Annotated in this window: 17 protein-coding genes and 1 pseudogene; 17 read left to right on the forward strand and 1 reads right to left on the reverse strand. The window is 56.0% G+C overall.

All coding sequences use genetic code 11. The features are described 5' to 3' along the window. The first annotated feature begins 2 nt into the window (after positions 1-2). From DES49_RS02580 to DES49_RS02635, 11 genes and pseudogenes are all read left to right on the forward strand, one after another. A complete protein-coding gene (locus DES49_RS02580; RefSeq protein ID WP_133734805.1) occupies positions 3-890 on the forward strand; it encodes a cobalamin-binding protein in 888 nt (295 codons plus the stop codon). Positions 891-945: 55 nt separating this feature from the next. Next, on the forward strand, positions 946-1,899 hold the full coding sequence (locus DES49_RS02585) for a FecCD family ABC transporter permease (protein WP_133735033.1): 954 nt from the start codon (positions 946-948) through the stop codon (positions 1,897-1,899). Further along, the gene (locus DES49_RS02590; protein ID WP_133734806.1) at positions 1,899-2,669 is read left to right on the forward strand and encodes an ABC transporter ATP-binding protein; all 771 of its coding nucleotides are present in this window, start codon (positions 1,899-1,901) and stop codon (positions 2,667-2,669) included. The genes DES49_RS02585 and DES49_RS02590 overlap by 1 nt, the downstream gene beginning before the upstream one ends. A 201-nt stretch (positions 2,670-2,870) precedes the next feature. Further along, positions 2,871-4,181, forward strand: a complete 1,311-nt coding sequence (locus DES49_RS02595; protein WP_133734807.1) for a cobyrinic acid a,c-diamide synthase CobB — start codon at positions 2,871-2,873, stop codon at positions 4,179-4,181. A 159-nt stretch (positions 4,182-4,340) separates the two neighbouring features. Further along, positions 4,341-4,952 carry a cob(I)yrinic acid a,c-diamide adenosyltransferase gene (gene cobO / locus DES49_RS02600; protein WP_133734808.1) on the forward strand — a complete coding sequence of 204 codons (612 nt, stop codon included), beginning with the start codon at positions 4,341-4,343 and terminating at the stop codon, positions 4,950-4,952. Between the two features lies 1 nt (position 4,953). Then, a complete protein-coding gene (locus DES49_RS02605) occupies positions 4,954-6,387 on the forward strand; it encodes a cobyric acid synthase (RefSeq protein WP_133734809.1) in 1,434 nt (477 codons plus the stop codon). A gap of 503 nt (positions 6,388-6,890) precedes the next feature. Beyond that, positions 6,891-7,415: a hypothetical protein gene (locus tag DES49_RS02610; protein WP_208297005.1), complete on the forward strand. Its 525-nt coding sequence runs from the start codon at positions 6,891-6,893 to the stop codon at positions 7,413-7,415. 106 nt (positions 7,416-7,521) lie between these two features. After that, entirely contained in the window at positions 7,522-8,310 is a 789-nt protein-coding gene (locus DES49_RS02615) for a hypothetical protein (protein WP_133734811.1), read from the forward strand. A gap of 178 nt (positions 8,311-8,488) precedes the next feature. After that, positions 8,489-9,001: pseudogene (locus DES49_RS02625) on the forward strand (cobyric acid synthase); the annotation flags it as partial. A gap of 347 nt (positions 9,002-9,348) precedes the next feature. Then, a complete protein-coding gene (locus DES49_RS02630) occupies positions 9,349-9,894 on the forward strand; it encodes a hypothetical protein (RefSeq protein ID WP_133734813.1) in 546 nt (181 codons plus the stop codon). Further along, entirely contained in the window at positions 9,891-11,366 is a 1,476-nt protein-coding gene (locus DES49_RS02635) for a hypothetical protein (protein ID WP_133734814.1), read from the forward strand. The genes DES49_RS02630 and DES49_RS02635 overlap by 4 nt, the downstream gene beginning before the upstream one ends. A gap of 4 nt (positions 11,367-11,370) precedes the next feature. Here the strand turns inward: DES49_RS02635 and DES49_RS02640 are convergent, their stop codons facing one another. Next, positions 11,371-12,105: a hypothetical protein gene (locus DES49_RS02640; protein ID WP_133734815.1), complete on the reverse strand. Its 735-nt coding sequence runs from the start codon at positions 12,103-12,105 to the stop codon at positions 11,371-11,373. On the opposite strand from DES49_RS02640, the gene DES49_RS02645 reads away from it, so the two are divergent. The 6 genes from DES49_RS02645 to DES49_RS02670 form a co-directional block, all read left to right on the forward strand. Beyond that, positions 12,105-12,806 carry a dTMP kinase gene (locus DES49_RS02645; protein WP_133734816.1) on the forward strand — a complete coding sequence of 234 codons (702 nt, stop codon included), beginning with the start codon at positions 12,105-12,107 and terminating at the stop codon, positions 12,804-12,806. The two genes, DES49_RS02640 and DES49_RS02645, sit on opposite strands and share 1 nt — an antisense overlap. Positions 12,807-12,868: 62 nt before the next feature. Beyond that, positions 12,869-13,270, forward strand: coding sequence for a hypothetical protein (locus DES49_RS02650; protein WP_133734817.1), 402 nt, complete (start codon positions 12,869-12,871; stop codon positions 13,268-13,270). 488 nt (positions 13,271-13,758) lie between these two features. Beyond that, positions 13,759-14,529, forward strand: a complete 771-nt coding sequence (locus tag DES49_RS02655; protein ID WP_133734818.1) for an MBL fold metallo-hydrolase — start codon at positions 13,759-13,761, stop codon at positions 14,527-14,529. Between the two features lie 95 nt (positions 14,530-14,624). Continuing rightward, positions 14,625-15,542, forward strand: a complete 918-nt coding sequence (locus DES49_RS02660) for an Ssp4 family T6SS effector (protein ID WP_133734819.1) — start codon at positions 14,625-14,627, stop codon at positions 15,540-15,542. Continuing rightward, positions 15,539-16,027 (forward strand): hypothetical protein, encoded by a 489-nt coding sequence (locus DES49_RS02665; protein WP_133734820.1) that lies wholly within the window; start codon positions 15,539-15,541, stop codon positions 16,025-16,027. The genes DES49_RS02660 and DES49_RS02665 overlap by 4 nt, the downstream gene beginning before the upstream one ends. Before the next feature lie 72 nt (positions 16,028-16,099). Further along, positions 16,100-16,442, forward strand: a 343-nt coding sequence (locus tag DES49_RS02670) for an MBL fold metallo-hydrolase (protein ID WP_133735034.1), incomplete at its 3' end; no start/stop codon positions are given.

The following is a 16,442-nucleotide window of genomic DNA, read 5'->3' on the forward strand; positions in this document are numbered from 1 at the left end:
CGATGATACCGACGCTGCGGGCCCCCATCAGTGCCGTCCTCCTGGCCGCGTTCAGCCTGAGCGCCACGGCAGAGGTATGCGTGACCGACGACAGGGATCGCGAGGTCTGCCTCGACCAGTCCGCCGAGCGCATCGTCGCGCTCTCGCCGGGCGCTACGGAGCTCATCTGGGCCGCCGGCGCCGGTGATGCCGTCGTCGGGGTGGTCAGCTACAGCGACTACCCGGAAGAAGCCAAGTCCGTTACCAGCGTCGGCAGCCATACCCGGGTGGACATGGAAAAACTCCTGTCCCTGAAACCGGACCTGGTCATCGCCTGGGCCACCGGCAACCCCAAAGAGCAGACCGACCGGCTCCAGGAACTGGGCCAGACTCTCTATTTCACCGAACCCCGCGACTTCGACACCATCGCCTCCAACATCGAGCGCCTGGCCACACTCGCTGGAACCGAAAAAGCCGGCAACGAGCGGGCCCAGACGTTCCGCGCGGGCGTTGACGAACTGCGCGAACGCTACAGCGACGCACCCCCGGTACCGGTGTTCTACCAGGTCTGGGATGAACCGCTGATGACCATCAACGGCGAGCACTTCATCCATGAAGTGGTGGAACTCTGCGGCGGCGAGAACGTCTTTGCGGACCTGGACCGCCTCGTCCCGCGCATCGACCGCGAATCCGTCCTCGCCGCCGACCCGGAAGCCATCATCGCCGGCGGCATGGGCGAGGAAAACCGCGACTGGCTGACCGCCTGGGAAGAGTACGAAAGCCTGACCGCCACCAGCCGCGACAACCTCTTCTTCGTGCCCCCGTCCACCATCCAGCGCCCAACGCCGCGCCTGCTCGAAGGCGGCAAAACCATGTGCAAAAAACTGGAGCAGGCCCGTGACCGGCGCTGAAACCCTGGCCCAGAAACGGCCGGTGTCCGTGGCCGTTTCACCCTGGCGTCCCTTCCTGCCCCTGGTCTGGCTGGCGCTCTTCGGCGTGTTAGCACTCCTGCTGGCCGTGGCCGTGGGCAGTGTCGCCATTCCCCCGGCCGAGCTCTGGGCCGTGATCACGGGGGAGGGCAGCAGCCTCCACAATACCCTGGTCTGGGAACTCCGCGCCCCACGCGCACTCGCCGGCTTCGCCACCGGCGGCCTGCTTGCCATGGCCGGCGCACTCATGCAGATCCTGCTGCGCAACCCGCTGGCCGACCCCTACGTCCTCGGCGTCTCCGGCGGCGCCGCCGTGGGCGCACTCGCCGCCATGCTCGCCGGCACCGGCGCCTTTCTCCTGTCGGGCTCCGCCTTCGCCGGCGCGCTCCTGTCCACCTTCCTGGTCTTCGGCCTCGCCCACGGCACCGGAAGCTGGACCCCCGCAAGGCTGCTGCTCACCGGCGTGGTCGTCGCCTCCGGCTGGGGCGCCGTCATCACCCTGATGCTCGCCGTCGGCCCCAAGGACAAACTCCCCGGCATGCTCTACTGGCTCATGGGCGACCTCACCTACGCCCAGACCCCCTGGCCGGCACTGGTACTGCTCGTGCTCGTCTGTCTGCTCGTCATCCCACTGGGCCGCAGCCTCAACGTCCTCGCCCGCGGCCCATTGCAGGCCGCCGCCCTGGGCGTCGCCGTGCGCCCCCTGGAATGGACCATCTACATCCTCGCCAGCCTGCTCACCGCACTGGCCGTCACCACCGCCGGAAGCATCGGCTTCGTGGGCCTCGTTGTCCCCCACATGCTCCGCCTCGTCCTCGGCAACGACCAACGCCTGATCCTGCCGGCCTGCGCCCTCGGCGGCGGCGCGCTGCTTACACTCGCGGACACACTCGCCCGCATCGTCATCGCCCCGGAACAGCTGCCGGTCGGCGTCATCACCGCACTGCTCGGCGTGCCCACATTCCTCGTACTGCTGTACCGGAGCCGCTGATGACCGTCCTCGAGACCCGCGAACTCATCATCGACATCCCCGAACGAGCCGACGGCCGCCCGCTCAGCTTCCGCATGGAACCCGGCCAGACCTGGGGCATCCTCGGCCCCAACGGCGCCGGCAAAAGCACACTCCTGCACACCCTGGGCGGCCTCAACCAACCCAGATCCGGCGAAGTGCACATCGACGGCACCTCCATCCAGAAACTCCGCCGCAGCACCATCGCCCAACAACTCGGCTACGTCTTCCAGGAACGCCAGGACGGCTTCCCCGCCACCGTCCTCGAAACCGCCCTAATTGGCCGCCACCCGTTCCTCTCGCCATGGCAACTCGAAGGCGGCGACGACCTCGCCATGGCCGAAAAAGCCCTCGACCGCCTCGAACTCAGAGCCCTCGAAAACCGCCCAGTAAGCACCCTATCCGGCGGCGAACGCCAACGAGTCGCCCTGGCCACAGCACTAACCCAGAACCCCAACATCTGGCTCGCCGACGAACCCACAAACCACCTCGACCTTCGCCACCAGGTCGCCGTCATGGAACTCCTCTCCGAGCAGGCCAAGGCAGGCAGCACCGTCGTCATGTGCCTCCACGACCTCAACCTCGCCGCCAGATGGTGCGACCACCTCCTGCTCCTGTACCCCAACGGCGAAGCCTGCTGGGGCGAATCCGAAAGCATGCTCCAACCCGGCGCCCTCGAAAACCTATACGGCCAGCCCCTGGCGAAAGCCGAAGTCGACGGCGCCCCCGTCTTCGTCCCGTCCTACAAGTAGCGGTGGAAGCGTGGAAGAGAAGCGGAGCCAGACCATGCAAACAACCAGCAGCCAGCACCAAATTCAAAGCGTGAGGGAGCGGGGACCTGCTTCCGGGAAGCTCCGGAGCCATGGATGGCGGAGGGCAGCCTACATGGACGTACTTGTGGCGATTTCCGGAAGCAGGTCCCCGCTCCCTCACAACGCACGGAGTCTTGAAAGATGACCAATTCAGATCAGACGATAAAAGGCACAACAGCCGCCGCCATGATCACAGCCCCAGGAAGCGGCCACGGCAAATCCATGGTCACCGCCGCCCTGGCACGCCTCCACAAAAACGAAGGCCGCACCGTAAGAGTCTTCAAACACGGCCCCGACTACCTCGACCCCATGGTCCTCGAAAAAGCCTCCGGCAACCCCGTCTACCAGATCCACGGCTGGATGACCGGCCTGGAAGAAGTCCGCTGGCGCCTGGCCGAAGCCGCCCAAACCGCCGACCTAATACTGGTCGAAGGCTCCATGGGCCTCTTCGACGGCGACCCCAGCACCGCCGACATGGCCGTAGCCTGCGGCATCCCCGCACTCCCCGTCATCGGCGCCAACGCCATGGGCCAAACCTTCGGCGCCATCGCCCTCGGCCTCGCAAGATACCGCGACGATCTGGAGGTAAAGGAAGTCATCGCCAACCGCACCGGCAGCGGCTACCACGCCCACCTGTGCAAAGAGAGCTTGCCAGACGACATCAGCCTCCTCGGCGCCATCCCAAGAAACGAAGCTTTCGACATCCCCGACCGCCACCTGGGAATCGTCCAAGCCGATGAAATCACCGACCTGGATACCCAGCTCGACGCGGCAGCGGAAGTGCTCAAAGAAGCCGGCCTCGACCAACTCCCAGCCCAGGTCCCCCTGGAAGCCACAATCCCGGAACAACCCCCAAAACTCCTAGAAGGCACCACCATCGCCATAGCCAAAGACCCCGCCTTCGCCTTCATCTACCGAGCCAACACAGAGCTCCTAGAAGCCATGGGCGCCAACCTAAAGTTCTTCTCCCCCCTAGCGGACAAAGAACTCCCCGAAGCCGACGCCCTCTGGCTCCCCGGCGGCTACCCCGAACTCCACGGCCAGGCCATCGCCGACAACGAAGCAATGAAAGCCGCCATCCAGGCCCACCACCAGGCCGGAAAGCCGATTTACGCCGAATGCGGCGGCCTAATGGCCTGCACCGAAACCATGACCGACCCCGAAGACGGCACCGAACACAGCCTCTACGCCCTAATGCCCGGCAAAGTATCCATGGCCCCCAAACTCAAAGCCCTGGGCATCCAATCCCTCAACACCGAAAACGGCGAACTCAGAGGCCACACCTTCCACCACTCCGAACTCGAAACGGAACTGGAACCCTGGATGCGAACCACGAAAAAGAACGGCAGCGAAGGCGAACGAGTCTTCAAACAAGGCTCCCTAACCGCAAGCTACTTCCACGGCTACTTCCCAACAGCCCCAAAACTGGTAGCGAACCTTTTCAAACCCTAACCTAACTCGATATCAGAAGGGGGTATGGCCGGGGCGTCGTCTCCGGGAAGCTCCGGAGCCATGGATGGCGGAGGGCAGCCTACACGGACGTACTTGTTGGCGGTTCCCGGAGACGACGCCCCGGCCATACCCCCCAGGCACCAAACCAGGAGATCTACAATGAGAGAGAATGCAAAAGATCCGGAACGTCACGCCAAACGAATGGCCAGAAAGAAACAGGTCATGGAAGACCGCATGGCCAAAGCCCAAAAAGACCAGGGCGTCCTACTAGTAACCACCGGCAACGGCAAAGGCAAAAGCTCCTCCGGCTTCGGCATGGCCGCAAGAGCCCTAGGCCACGGCATGAAAGTCGGCATCGTCCAATTCATCAAAGGCAAAATGCAAACCGGCGAAGAACGCTTCTTCCGCGACCAACCCAACGTCGACTACCACGTCATGGGTCAGGGCTACACCTGGGACACCCAGGACCGAGAAAAAGACGTCGAAGCCGCCGAAAACGCCTGGAAAGAAGTCCAACGCATGCTCCAGGACGACAGCTACGGCCTCGTTCTACTCGACGAACTCAACATCGCCCTGCGCTACGAATACCTAGACCTCGACCAGGTCCTCGACGACCTCCAGAACCGCCCCGACATGCAACACGTCGTCATCACCGGCCGCAACGCCCCCAAAGAACTCATCGACCTGGCCGACACCGTCACCGACATGCAGATCGTCAAGCACGCCTTCAAAGACCTCGGCGTCCGCGCCCAGAAAGGAGTGGAGCTGTAACATGCAATCGCTGATGGTCATGGGCACCACCTCGGACTCCGGCAAGAGCACCATCGTCGCCGCCCTCTGCCGCTGGCTCCACCGCCAGGGCGTCTCCGTGGCCCCGTTCAAGCCCCAGAACATGGCCCTGAACAGCGCCGTCACCGAAGACGGCGGCGAGATCGGCCGCTCCACCGCCCTCCAGGCCCTGGCCTGCGGCATTGAGCCGCACAGCGACATGAACCCCGTGCTTCTCAAGCCCCAGACCGACCGCGGCGCCCAGGTCATCCTGAGAGGGCAGGTCTACGGCAACATGGACGCCGTCGACTACCACGGCTTCAAAAAAGAAGCCCGCAAGAGCGTCATGGCCGCCTGGGAAGCGCTCAAGGCTCGCTATGATGTGATCATCGTCGAAGGCGCCGGCAGCCCCGCCGAAATCAACCTGCGCGAAAACGACATCGCCAACATGGGCTTCGCCGAAGCCGCCGACCTCCCCGTACTGCTCGTTGGCGACATCGACCGCGGCGGCGTCTTCGCCCAGCTCGTCGGCACCCTCCAGCTCCTGTCCCAGTCCGAACGCGACCGCATCACCGGCCTGCTCATCAACCGCTTCCGGGGCGACCCGGCCCTGCTCGAAGACGGCCTCAAGTGGCTCGAAGACTACACCGGCAAACCCGTCGTCGGCGTCTTCCCCTACCTCCAGGGCCTCATCCTGGACGCCGAAGACAGCGTCGGCCTCACCGGCACCGAGGCCGACGAAGACGCCCTCAAAGTCGTCGTCCCCGCGCTCCCCAGAATGAGCAACCACAACGACTTCGACCCGCTGCGCCTCCACCCCAAAGTGGACCTCCAGTTCATCGGCCCCGACCAACCCAAACCCGGCGCCGACCTCATCCTCCTCCCCGGCAGCAAGAGCACCCGAGCCGACCGCGAATGGCTCAAGGCCCAGGGCTGGGACGACCATATCCAGCGCCACCTGCGCTACGGCGGCAAGGTGCTCGGGATCTGTGGCGGATTCCAGATGCTGGGCAAAACCATCGCCGACCCGGACGGTATCGAAGGCGAGCCCGGCGGAACCGAAGGGTTGAACCTGCTGGATCTGGAGACGCGGCTGGTGGAAGGGAAGCAGCTGCGAAGGGTGACCGGGGTGTTTGCGGAAAGCGGGACGCCGATGAGTGGGTATGAGATTCATAACGGGGTGACGACTGGGAGGGCGTTGGAGCGGCCGTTGGTTTCATTGGATGGGCGACCGGATGGGGCGATCAGCCAGGATCAGGCCGTGGCTGGCTGCTACATCCATGGGGTGTTTGATGACGCAGAGGCCTGCGACATCCTGCTGGTATGGGCCGGTCTACAAAACGGCCAGGCCATCACTGATTATCAGCAACACAGGTTGGCAGAGCTGGACCGGTTGGCTGATGCCGTGACGGAGCATATCAGCGTGGACCTGCTTTAACAGGACTGACTCCATACCGCTGGCATCTCGAGTTCGACCCTACCGTTGCCTACCCGAAAACGGGAATTCAAACGATTACATAGACCGAATCCCAGCCATCGGCTAGGCTATTGTTTTGTAGATCAAAAGCGTCAGAGGGCGAGACTCGCAACTATGGTGTTATTCAGAAAGTTTGTATATTCAATCATACAGAACGCGGTGTAATCTCTGTTAAGTATATGAATCATACATTTAGAACCATCAACAGGTATCATGACCAGTTCGAGTCCTATAAGAGAGTGGTTACACTTGAATCTCTTACTTTCTGGCTCTCGATGCTATCGGTAGTGGCGTTCGTCTATTCATTATTTTGGCTTTTCAACAACCAGTTGTGGCCAAAATCAACGATCGACCACAATGTTAGAATTTTCTTCGTAATGGGGCTTGAAATCCTTGTGCTCTTCTTCTGGTTTAAGCTCCAAAGTAAACGGGATAAGCTGGTAGTGGAGAGCGCTAAGGAGCTGTTGAGCACAGATGAAGAAGATATTTCAAGTCTGAAAAAGTTATGGCTTGAAGAAACACTGGGAGTGACTAGTCGCGAGTTTTTTGATCTGGCAATAGAGATAGATCAAATGTTGGATTTAAAGGAAAGGAATAGGTCTCCCCTTTCTTTGGATGGAAAAAAACTTGCCGGTTATATTTTTGCTCCGGAATCCAGAAACAGGATTTTGGCGATGTTTATGGGTGTGTGTGCTGCTATTATCGGTCTTTCTATATCAGCGGGAGCCTCATTAGAGGATGTTTTCTCTTTTGTTGAGGGGGAATCGATTGGATCTATGGCCATTATCGTGGCAGTCATTTCTTTGTTTTTAATGCTTGGCTATCTTGTTCTTTGGTATATGTTTTTGATGATCGCAGCCTCTATTAGTATGGGGTTTGAATGGTTTGATGGCCTCAACAGCACAAGCCATAGAAGGGCAAGAACTTTCATCAATCAGCTTATTATTCTTCATGAGCTTCCAAAAGGGCGCGTGAGGAGCAACACTTAACAAGTGCCAAGCACAAGGACAGCTTTTCGGTTGCGGCTTCGCCTTCACTCAAAAGCTGCCCGTGTTGACAGTGTTAGCGGTTGTTTGACCCAAACTAGGAGTACGAATGACGACGGATGTTCGAGCTGATCTAAAGCAAGTCGAAGGACTAATTGGACGACTGCTGTCCATCGGCCATGAGTTCCAAAATAAGGATAGGGATTGGTCTCACTATAGAAATAAGGAGGATTGGGAGCGCAACGTATATAAAATCGAGTATGGCAGGAAGCGTGCAACTTTAGAACAAATTTATTCTGATGGCCGAGATATGGCGTTGTTTATGTCAGATGCTCTGCTTTCTATTAATTACGACATAACAACCTACCCTACGCTTTCAAGTATTATTGAAAGATTTGAAGGAACGTGGATTGATTCAGATCTTAACCATGTAGTTGATGAAGCTACCCAAGTTTATGACGAGTTCGGCCTTAATTGTTGGGCTTTCCAGCAAATGGTGTCAACTTTCCGTGATCAGCAGAAACTGGCTAAAATAGTTAAAAGCACTCTCAATCTATTAATGGAAACAGATCTTTATAAGTTGGAAAATGGTATGCCTGTTAATAAAGAAAAGTCTAGCGTTACTATTAATAACGTTAGTGGCAGTAATATATCTGTTGGCTCGGAGAATGTTAACCAGAATATTGAGGGTACAGATGCAATCTTTGCAGATCTAATAGCGGCTATTGATGAGGCAGATATTGAGGAAAAAGAAGCATTAAAAGAGACCGTTGTTGAAATGCAAGAAGCACGAGGTTCATCGGGCTTTTCTGACGCTTACAAAAAATTTGTGGCAGCCTCAGCCAATCACATGGCTGTAATTGGGCCTTTTATACCAGCGCTTTCAGGCTTACTGTGATCGCTAACTAGGCCAAGCACGCGGACAGCTTTTCCGTTGCGGCTTCGCCTCCACTCCAAAGCTGCCCGTGTTGGCAGCGTTTATCGGCCCCGAAGAACACAAACCCGGCACCGACCTCATCATCCACCCCGGCAGCAAGAGCGCCCGAGCCGACCGCGAATGACTCAAGGCCCAGGGCTGGGGCGAGCACATCCAGCGCCACCTGCGCTACGGCGGCAAGGTGCTCGGGATCTCTGGTGGATTCCAGATGCTGGGCAGAACCATCGCCGATCCGGACGCCATCGAAGGCGAGCCCGGCGAAACCAAAGGGCTGAACCTGCTGGATCTTGAGGCGCGGCTGGTGGAAGGGAAACCGCTGCGGCGGGTGACCGGGGTGTTCGCGGAAAGCGGGACGCCGATGAGTGGGTATGAGATTCATAACGGGGTGACGACGGGGAGTGCGTTGGAGCGGCCGTTGGTTTCACTGGATGCGCGGTTGGATGGGGCAGTTAGCCAGGATCAGGCCGTGGCGGGTTGCTACATCCATGGGGTGTTTGATGACGCAGAGGCCTGCCAAACCCTGCTGATATGGGCCGGCCTACAAAACGACCAAAAAACAGCTGATTATCAGCAACACAGATTGACTGAGCTGGACCGGCTGGCTGATACCTTGACGGATAACATTACTGTGGTTCTACTTTCTCGGGACTGACCCAATACCGTTTGGCATTCGAATTCGACCCCATCATTCATGGTTGCCCGAAAACGGGCATTCAAACGAGTACGTAGACCGCGCCCTGACCATCGGCTAGGCTGATGTTTTAAGGATCAAAAGCGTCACAGGGAGAGGGTCTGAGCTCTGGTGTCATATCTGAATTCACTGGGGCTAGAGTCATATAACTTATGATCCTAATTCGCAACCAAACTTCATTTGTTGAGGTCCAAGCCCCTGCCTTTGGGAAATTGTGCTCTTAGGGAGTTGGAGGATTAATGTTTATAGCTTTCGCAGGCTTGCCTAGTTCCGGAAAATCTTCAACCGCTCGGGCCCTTGGACGAATTATGGAAGCCGAAACTCTTTTGGAGCCAGAGGAGTCTGATTGGCCTTTGCTAGTTCAGGAGAGGGCGGTCATGGGGGCATTTACGGCTTTAACCTGGTTCCGAACAGTGCGTGTTCCGAAACTATTCAGGGCAGAAGATAAACGCACGCAGGGTGGCTCAGTTATAGTGGATAGTTATTATGATGTCCTTATAGGGGACTATCTAGGTAAACCCGCTTTTAACTGGCTCATGCCCACTAATGATCCTTACTTCGATGCAGCTTCAGCGATGGTTCGGGAGGACTGGAATCGACTACCAAAGGCAGACGTTTTGGTCTTCCTTTATTTAGACGAAGACACGTGGATGGACTTTATGAAAAAGCGTGATAGGGATTTTGATCGGTCTGCCCAATTAGAATCCCACTTCGAGATGCAGGAGTTGATGCTACAGGCATCCAGGCGCGCAGCTACAGAACACCATACGAAGCTCCTAGTAATTGAACAGCGCTCTGGTTCTCCAGAAGACACTGCACTGCGGGTTCGGGATCGGTTAGAGGAGTTTGCATGAGTAAATCAGCAGCACTTGCGCTCGCAGAAGCTAATAAGCAATTCAAGGCGACCGCGACCTCTACTGATTTGGATCAAGGCTTAACCCCGGCTCAATCTGGCACTGCCCTTTGGCTGCACAAACGTGGCGGAATTGAGCTTTTCGGGGAAGCTGCATATGCAGTAGAGCAGTCAAAGCGAATGGTTACTCATTACAATGAAATTGACCGGGTTATTGCAAGACCTATAACGCGAGAAGCTCTTGAGCAGGTGGCAGGCACTTGGTTTGACCCCTTCAAATCTAGTGCTGCGACCGAAGTCGCTGCCGGGTATTGGTTGGCATCTGTTTTTCATCGGGGCCTAGATCCGGATGAGGTTGCAGAGCTGACTGACTTTTTGCGCTCTGGAAGCACTCAGAAGAAGAAAGCAAGGGCTAAGGCAGTCAGGAGGTATCCGACAGGAGGGATATCAGAAAAACAGGCATTGATATTACCTCCGCTACTGATGAGTTTGGCAAAGGAAACTGATTGGTGTTCACCATTTCTTGTTGCTCGAAAGCTTGCCCATACCGGGGGTACACGGGATAAATTAGCAGTTGTCCCTGGATTTTCGGTTACTGATATCACTGCGTATGATTCTTGGGATTGTAGGCGCTTTCCAGTTAGCTATTTTTCTGCCGGTTCAGGGTTTTGCTTACGAGATGCTGAAATGTATCGCATCCGCGGAGAAACCGGGACAGTTGCCGAAATGGGGCTCATGGCTTCGAGTATCATGGCAAAGCAGGCAGCCCTGCCTGCAGATTCCGTAATTATCGACATTTTGTACGGCCAAACTGCGTTTTTGGGCACTCTAGAGGATGCTGATAAGTTTGGTAAGCTATGCGCTACGATCGGTGTTTCAGCAGGTCTTAATGTAACTCCGATGTTTCGCAATGCAGATACTTTTTTGGGTCATTCAGTTGGCTCCAGCACCGAGGTTGTAGAGGCTGCCGAACTTCTAAGGTCTGGTGGGAATTCAAAAGAGCTTGCCACTGCCAAACGGTTCATCTTCCAATTTGCAAAGGAGCTTGGCTTGGATGCAAGCAAACTAGCCGACCTCGTAGAGACAGCTATTGATAGTGGTGATGCTTTCCGTTCGATGCTTGAGATATGGCGTTTCCACGGAGCCAACCCAGAATTCCTGTCGCGCGTAGAGCACGATATAAGAGAGGCTTTTCTTGGAGGTTTATGTTGCAGAGAGATCAAAGCAGATTCAAGCGGGACAATTAATTGGAATCCAGTTCTGACTGCAGATATTGTGAACAAAAGGGTGAATAGCCCACAAGGTCAGGAAAACGCGCAGTCCGGTAATCCGGGCTCTATCGTGAAAGGCGGATTAGAAATTGTAGCTCCACACCGTTCTAGGGTCTCTTCTGGAGAAACTATAGCAAAGGTTTATCGAGAGGCGTCTGTCTCCCACCTAGCCTTTGAAGGTGCGTATGAGGTTGATGAGTAGTTCTTTATGCTTTGGTATATGCTTCATCCCATAGTTCGTTGAATTCTTTGAGTTGGTGCTCATATAACCACCCGGGTTCCTCTAGTTTAAGCGTAAAGGCGGTACTGCTCTTCCCGGATGCCGGGAAGGGTCCTGTATACACAAATTTGTCAATTCGATAGATCATCATTGAAAGGGGACGGGCTAAAAATCTGATCTCTACTCCTTCTATATCACCAAGCCGTGTGACTACAGACTTACACAGACTTTCATAGGTTTTGGGCTGCATGCCCTCAGAGCTCTCCATAACTTTCGCTGCTTCAGTTGAAGGGTCAACCAGAAGCACCCTAACGGTGATAGGCTTTCCTCTTTCGGCTCTGGTTCGAAGGTGGGTCTCGTTCTGTTCAGTAAAGGACTTGAGGGTGTAGCCTGCAACGTCGATGGCATCTGCCTCTGGCACAAGAGATTCATACTCTGCTAGATTCCTGCGTTCAAAGGCAGAGTGCAGGCCCGAATCAATCAGTTCAGCCATCCTGACCTGCTCGGCGTTACGAAGCTGATCTATCCAGAGAGTTAATAGCGCAATGGTTGCGCCTGCAACCAAGGACGTTCCCAGAGAGATCCAGACTTGGCTGTTGGAATTTATGGCAACGATGCCCATGATGAGAATCAGGGAGAAAACTGTGACTAGGGTGCCGCGTGAACGGAAGAAAACGTACCTCGCGTTAGCATGAGCGAGTCTATCGGGAGTATTACTCAATGAATTTCTCCTCTTCGAATGAGATTGGTCGTCTTATAGTTATTGAGGGAGGCGATGGCCTAGGGAAGTCCACCCAAGCTCGCGCCCTCAAAGACAGGTTGGAGTCGGAAGGGAAGATAGTCAAAGAATATGATTTCCCTTCAAAATCAGGAACTCCAATTGGGAGATTGATTGGTGATTTCTTAATGGGGAAATTTGGAGACACGTCACCTGAATTTTTGGCATTAGCTTTCGCTACAGATCGATTCTCTCAACGCAAGCATATCAAGGATGATTTGGAAAAAGGCGCGATCGTTGTCTGCGACCGTTACGTTCTGTCGAACATAGCGTTTCAGACTGCCAAACTTGACGATTTTGAGCGTGGCAAGGAGTTGGAGAATCTCCTTATTTGGCTCGAGTATGGAGAGTTCGCCTTACCCAGGCCGGATCTCGAAATTGTGCTGACAGCGACCGACGCGTATTATCAAGAAGGGAGTCATCTGTTGCGTACAGATGATCCGAAAAGGGATTATATCTCCGGCGCTGCAGATATCCATGAAGGATCTTCGAGTCTACAGCTAAAAGTTAACAGCTATTTCAGGGAGTTACCGGAGGCGGTGAACCGTAAAAAGATTGCGATCGAGGATGAGTGGGGCATACGAAAAAGTATCGATAAACTCCACGGACTGATATGGCAAGTACTGGGTGAATTAAGTCATTAACCAAGAAAGGATAGCGACCATATATGCTCTCGCGGGACGCCGTTTTGGAAAGGAGAGTTTTGATGAGTGACAACCTGAAAGCTCTGATTGATGAGGTCTGGCAATCCCCCGATGGGTATGAGCGCGCTGAAAAACTCAGTCAAACAATGAGTGTTGATCAAAGAGAAGGCCTCAAGCGTGTTTTGCAAAGGGTTGCAGGCCTTTCAGAGAAGAATTATCCGGGTGATTCAGGAAGTTGCGATGTTGGGTCTGCCTTCCTGAACACAAGCTCAGAGAAGGAAGAGGTTGCATCAATCCTCTTCCTATTGTCTCTAGCGATTTACCATTCTGATGGACTGGTTTTCATGCCGCCAGAGCTAAGGCGGTCAAGAATCTGCTCCTGGGGAGAGCTGACAGGGATTAAGGAAGACATCGTTCTGGAAGCAGTTAAGCTAGGACCTGAACGTCTCAAAGGGCTTCTGTAAACTGTGCTTTTTAGACCAGAGGCCGCCCTACGAGCTCAAAACCAGTGCTTAACCGTGTGTCCACTATTGGCGATGCAGATCAGACCGCTTTATCATGATTTCCGCCCTTTGTGAGGTTTGCCTACTGTCCGAGTGATACTCCGGGCAACCGTTCCCACACATATTGCAACCAGGACCCCACCCAGCACACTAATCCATGCGGTTTGAACGAATGCTCCAATCAAAACCAACCCGATGCATTGCCGGGTGAGCTGAACTCCCGCTGTGAGTGCGTTTTCCCCGTTCATTGTATTTCCCATCGTTTACCAACTGTCTGTGAGCTATCGTACATATTTTTGTCCGATGTGAGCTGCCCTGAACGATGTATGTACCTATAGGTACAAATCTGCTCATTGCTCTTTCTACGGCGATGCATGATTTCCATTAGCGGGCCCCCGCCACCTCTGTAATTCACAGACCTTCTATTCGCAACCCTGCTCGATGCCCAGATGGAAGCCAGCTTCGGCCTGGTCCAATCGATCCCAGAAGAAGAGGCCAGGCGTCTGCACGCCGAAAACCGCCGGCCCACACCGCCGCGCATCACCCTTAACGCCTTTCTGCTGGATACCGGCGATCACCGGATCCTGATCGACACTGGCATCGGCGCCTTCGCCGGCGAGGGCGGTGCCGGTCTGATGGCCAACCTCAACGCCATCGGCCTCGACGCCAGCGCCATCGACACGGTCCTCATCACCCACATGCATCCCGACCATGTCGGCGGGTTGATCGATGCCGACGATCAGCCGGTCTTCCCGAAGGCGAGGGTGCTGGTACCGTCCGGCGAACTCGACTACTGGCGCGGCGACATCCCGGAGGGCGCGCCCGAGGTCCTGACAAAACAATTCCAGGCCGCGCACCGCGTCATCGCCGCCGTCGGGTCGCGCATGCAGCGCCTGGAGGGCACCGAGGTCCTGCCGGGCATCACCCGCGTGCCGCTACCGGGCCACACGCCGGACCACTCCGGCTACCGCATCGTCTCCGGCGAGGACCGGATCCTGATCTGGACGGACATCGTCCACCTCCCCGGCATCCAGTTCCCGCGCCCCGAGGCCACGGTCGCCTTCGACGTCGACCCGCCCCAGGCCGCCACCACCCGCCGCCGCATCATGACCGAACTGGCCGAATCCCGGGAACTGGTCGCCGGGCATCATCTGGATTTTCCGGGGATCGGGTATGTGGCTGAGGATGGGGATGGGTTTCGGTTTTTGCCGCATCCGTGATAGTCGGCGTTGTCGTTTGCTAATCTCTTCGGCTAAAATCACCACGCCTTTTCAGTGAGGCCCATGGATGAAGTAACCGAATCAAGGACGTTAATATGCAGCTTTCCCAACTTACCTTCCTGTCTGAATCGAATCCCACGACTAAGAAACGGCTGAAAGAGCGGCTGGAATTTGCTCTAAACAAAGACAAGCTCTTCAAAGCGATTGATAGTGATCCTGCCCTAATTGGGGCTGGAGTGGTGTTTATCGATAACCGTGGGGTTGCTGTGACTCTCCGGGAATTCGAGCCCTTGTGTTTTACCAGACCCGTGCGTGTCATTCTGCGCGAGCCGCCACGAGAAATGTCTGGGTTGGACTATGTCTCAGAAGTTAAGACAAAATCGACTGAGAGCAACTTGGTTGCTGAAGCGGCGGGTATGACACTCTCCTGTGGCGCTGCCGTATTGGGCTGGGTCGTTGTCTGGACCTCTGGTGCCGCGATTCCGTTCAGTGGCGGCGGATCCTCAATTTTTACCGTTATGGCCTATAGCGCGGCGACAGCCAGCTCCGTTCAATGTATGAACGGTATGGGCCGGACAGCGAGCGAGGTGTACGCACCGGAAGTAAATGACAAGCTGGATAGTGAAGAATGGTATCAGCACGCAACCTTGGCCCTTGATGCTATTTCTCTCGGTGGTGCAACGGCGACTGGTCTAATCACCATGCGGGGCATCAAGCTTTTAAACTCGAGCGGAGTCACTTTGAGGCAGACGCTAAATGGTCTGAACAGACAACAACGCAGGCGACTCTCCAGGGAAATTGCTCGCTCCAACGCAGCTGGAATTTCAAATGGAACCTTGAAATTCATGGAGCGTGTGGGAAAAATTCAGAAGCGTTATTCGAATGAGGCAATCCGAACTACAACAATCCGGCAAATGAAGGATGCACTTGGTGCGGGTATGTCGGTTGGTGGCAGCGCTTTGGGAGGAGTAATCAGTAAGGTGGCAATCGCTGTTTCAAGGGAAGAAAAATGAAAGGAAACAAGCCGGAAAACCCGCCAGAACAAGAGATGCCAGAGTACGAGATGTTCCCCGAGGGTATGTGGCACATGCTGGGAGCAGTTATGCTCATGGTCTTCAGCGCGGGCGGCATAGTTATTCTGTTCTCTAGGATAGTGGCTCCCTTGGTGGAGATTGAGACGCTTGCTATCCTGAGCTTTGGAGGGGCTGTGGTTATGGCTCTGATCCTTTCCACTCCCACCTTTCTACTGTCCCGTGGTTGGGCTAGGTGTCACACATTCCTACTTTGGCTGAATGCCCTGTATCTGTTTGCTTTCATGGTCGGCGTCGGCTTTTTCTTCCTGCAAGGTAAATATGGACTCGTTTCAATTGGCTTGGTGGGGATCCTCTTTGTAGGTTTGGCGCGGTACTTGTACAACTCGAGGTCGTACCGTGCAGGCGTTGAACACTATCGGCTGATTTGGGCGCATTATCGGGCCGGCACCAACAGGAAAGGCTGAACAGCTTTTTCTCTCTGGAGCCCAGGAAACATCTAGGAATTTGGTCCATTTCGTGTCGGCCAGAGAGATAACTTGAATGCCATTGGCCTCGTCGCCAACGCCATCGACACGGTCCTCATCACCCACATGCATCCCGATCATGTCGGCGGGTTGGTCGATGCCGGCGATCAGCCGGTCTTCCCGAAGGCGAGGGTGCTGGTTCCGTCCGGCGAGCTCGACTACTGGCGCGGCGACATCCCGGAGGGCGCGCCCGAGGTCCTGCCGGGCATCACCCGCGTGCCGCTACCGGGCCACACGCCGGACCATTCCGGCTACCGCATCGTCTCCGGCGAGGACCGGATCCTGATCTGGACGGACATCGTCCACCTCCCCGGCATCCAGTTCCCGCGCCCCGAGGCCACGGTCGCCTTCGACC

This window comes from Halospina denitrificans (assembly GCF_004364635.1).
GTDB classification, from domain to species: domain Bacteria; phylum Pseudomonadota; class Gammaproteobacteria; order Pseudomonadales; family Oleiphilaceae; genus Halospina; species Halospina denitrificans.

Bases quoted from the DNA above. Each gene is read 5' to 3' on its own strand.
- DES49_RS02580 (WP_133734805.1), top strand. From the start codon at position 3: ATGATACCGACGCTGCGGGCCCCCATCAGTGCCGTCCTCCTGGCCGCG.
- DES49_RS02590 (WP_133734806.1), top strand. From the start codon at position 1,899: ATGACCGTCCTCGAGACCCGCGAACTCATCATCGACATCCCCGAACGA.
- DES49_RS02595 (WP_133734807.1), top strand. From the start codon at position 2,871: ATGACCAATTCAGATCAGACGATAAAAGGCACAACAGCCGCCGCCATG.
- cobO (WP_133734808.1), top strand. From the start codon at position 4,341: ATGAGAGAGAATGCAAAAGATCCGGAACGTCACGCCAAACGAATGGCC.
- DES49_RS02605 (WP_133734809.1), top strand. From the start codon at position 4,954: ATGCAATCGCTGATGGTCATGGGCACCACCTCGGACTCCGGCAAGAGC.
- DES49_RS02615 (WP_133734811.1), top strand. From the start codon at position 7,522: ATGACGACGGATGTTCGAGCTGATCTAAAGCAAGTCGAAGGACTAATT.
- DES49_RS02630 (WP_133734813.1), top strand. From the start codon at position 9,349: ATGGAAGCCGAAACTCTTTTGGAGCCAGAGGAGTCTGATTGGCCTTTG.
- DES49_RS02635 (WP_133734814.1), top strand. From the start codon at position 9,891: ATGAGTAAATCAGCAGCACTTGCGCTCGCAGAAGCTAATAAGCAATTC.
- DES49_RS02645 (WP_133734816.1), top strand. From the start codon at position 12,105: ATGAATTTCTCCTCTTCGAATGAGATTGGTCGTCTTATAGTTATTGAG.
- DES49_RS02650 (WP_133734817.1), top strand. From the start codon at position 12,869: ATGAGTGACAACCTGAAAGCTCTGATTGATGAGGTCTGGCAATCCCCC.
- DES49_RS02655 (WP_133734818.1), top strand. From the start codon at position 13,759: ATGGAAGCCAGCTTCGGCCTGGTCCAATCGATCCCAGAAGAAGAGGCC.
- DES49_RS02660 (WP_133734819.1), top strand. From the start codon at position 14,625: ATGCAGCTTTCCCAACTTACCTTCCTGTCTGAATCGAATCCCACGACT.
- DES49_RS02665 (WP_133734820.1), top strand. From the start codon at position 15,539: ATGAAAGGAAACAAGCCGGAAAACCCGCCAGAACAAGAGATGCCAGAG.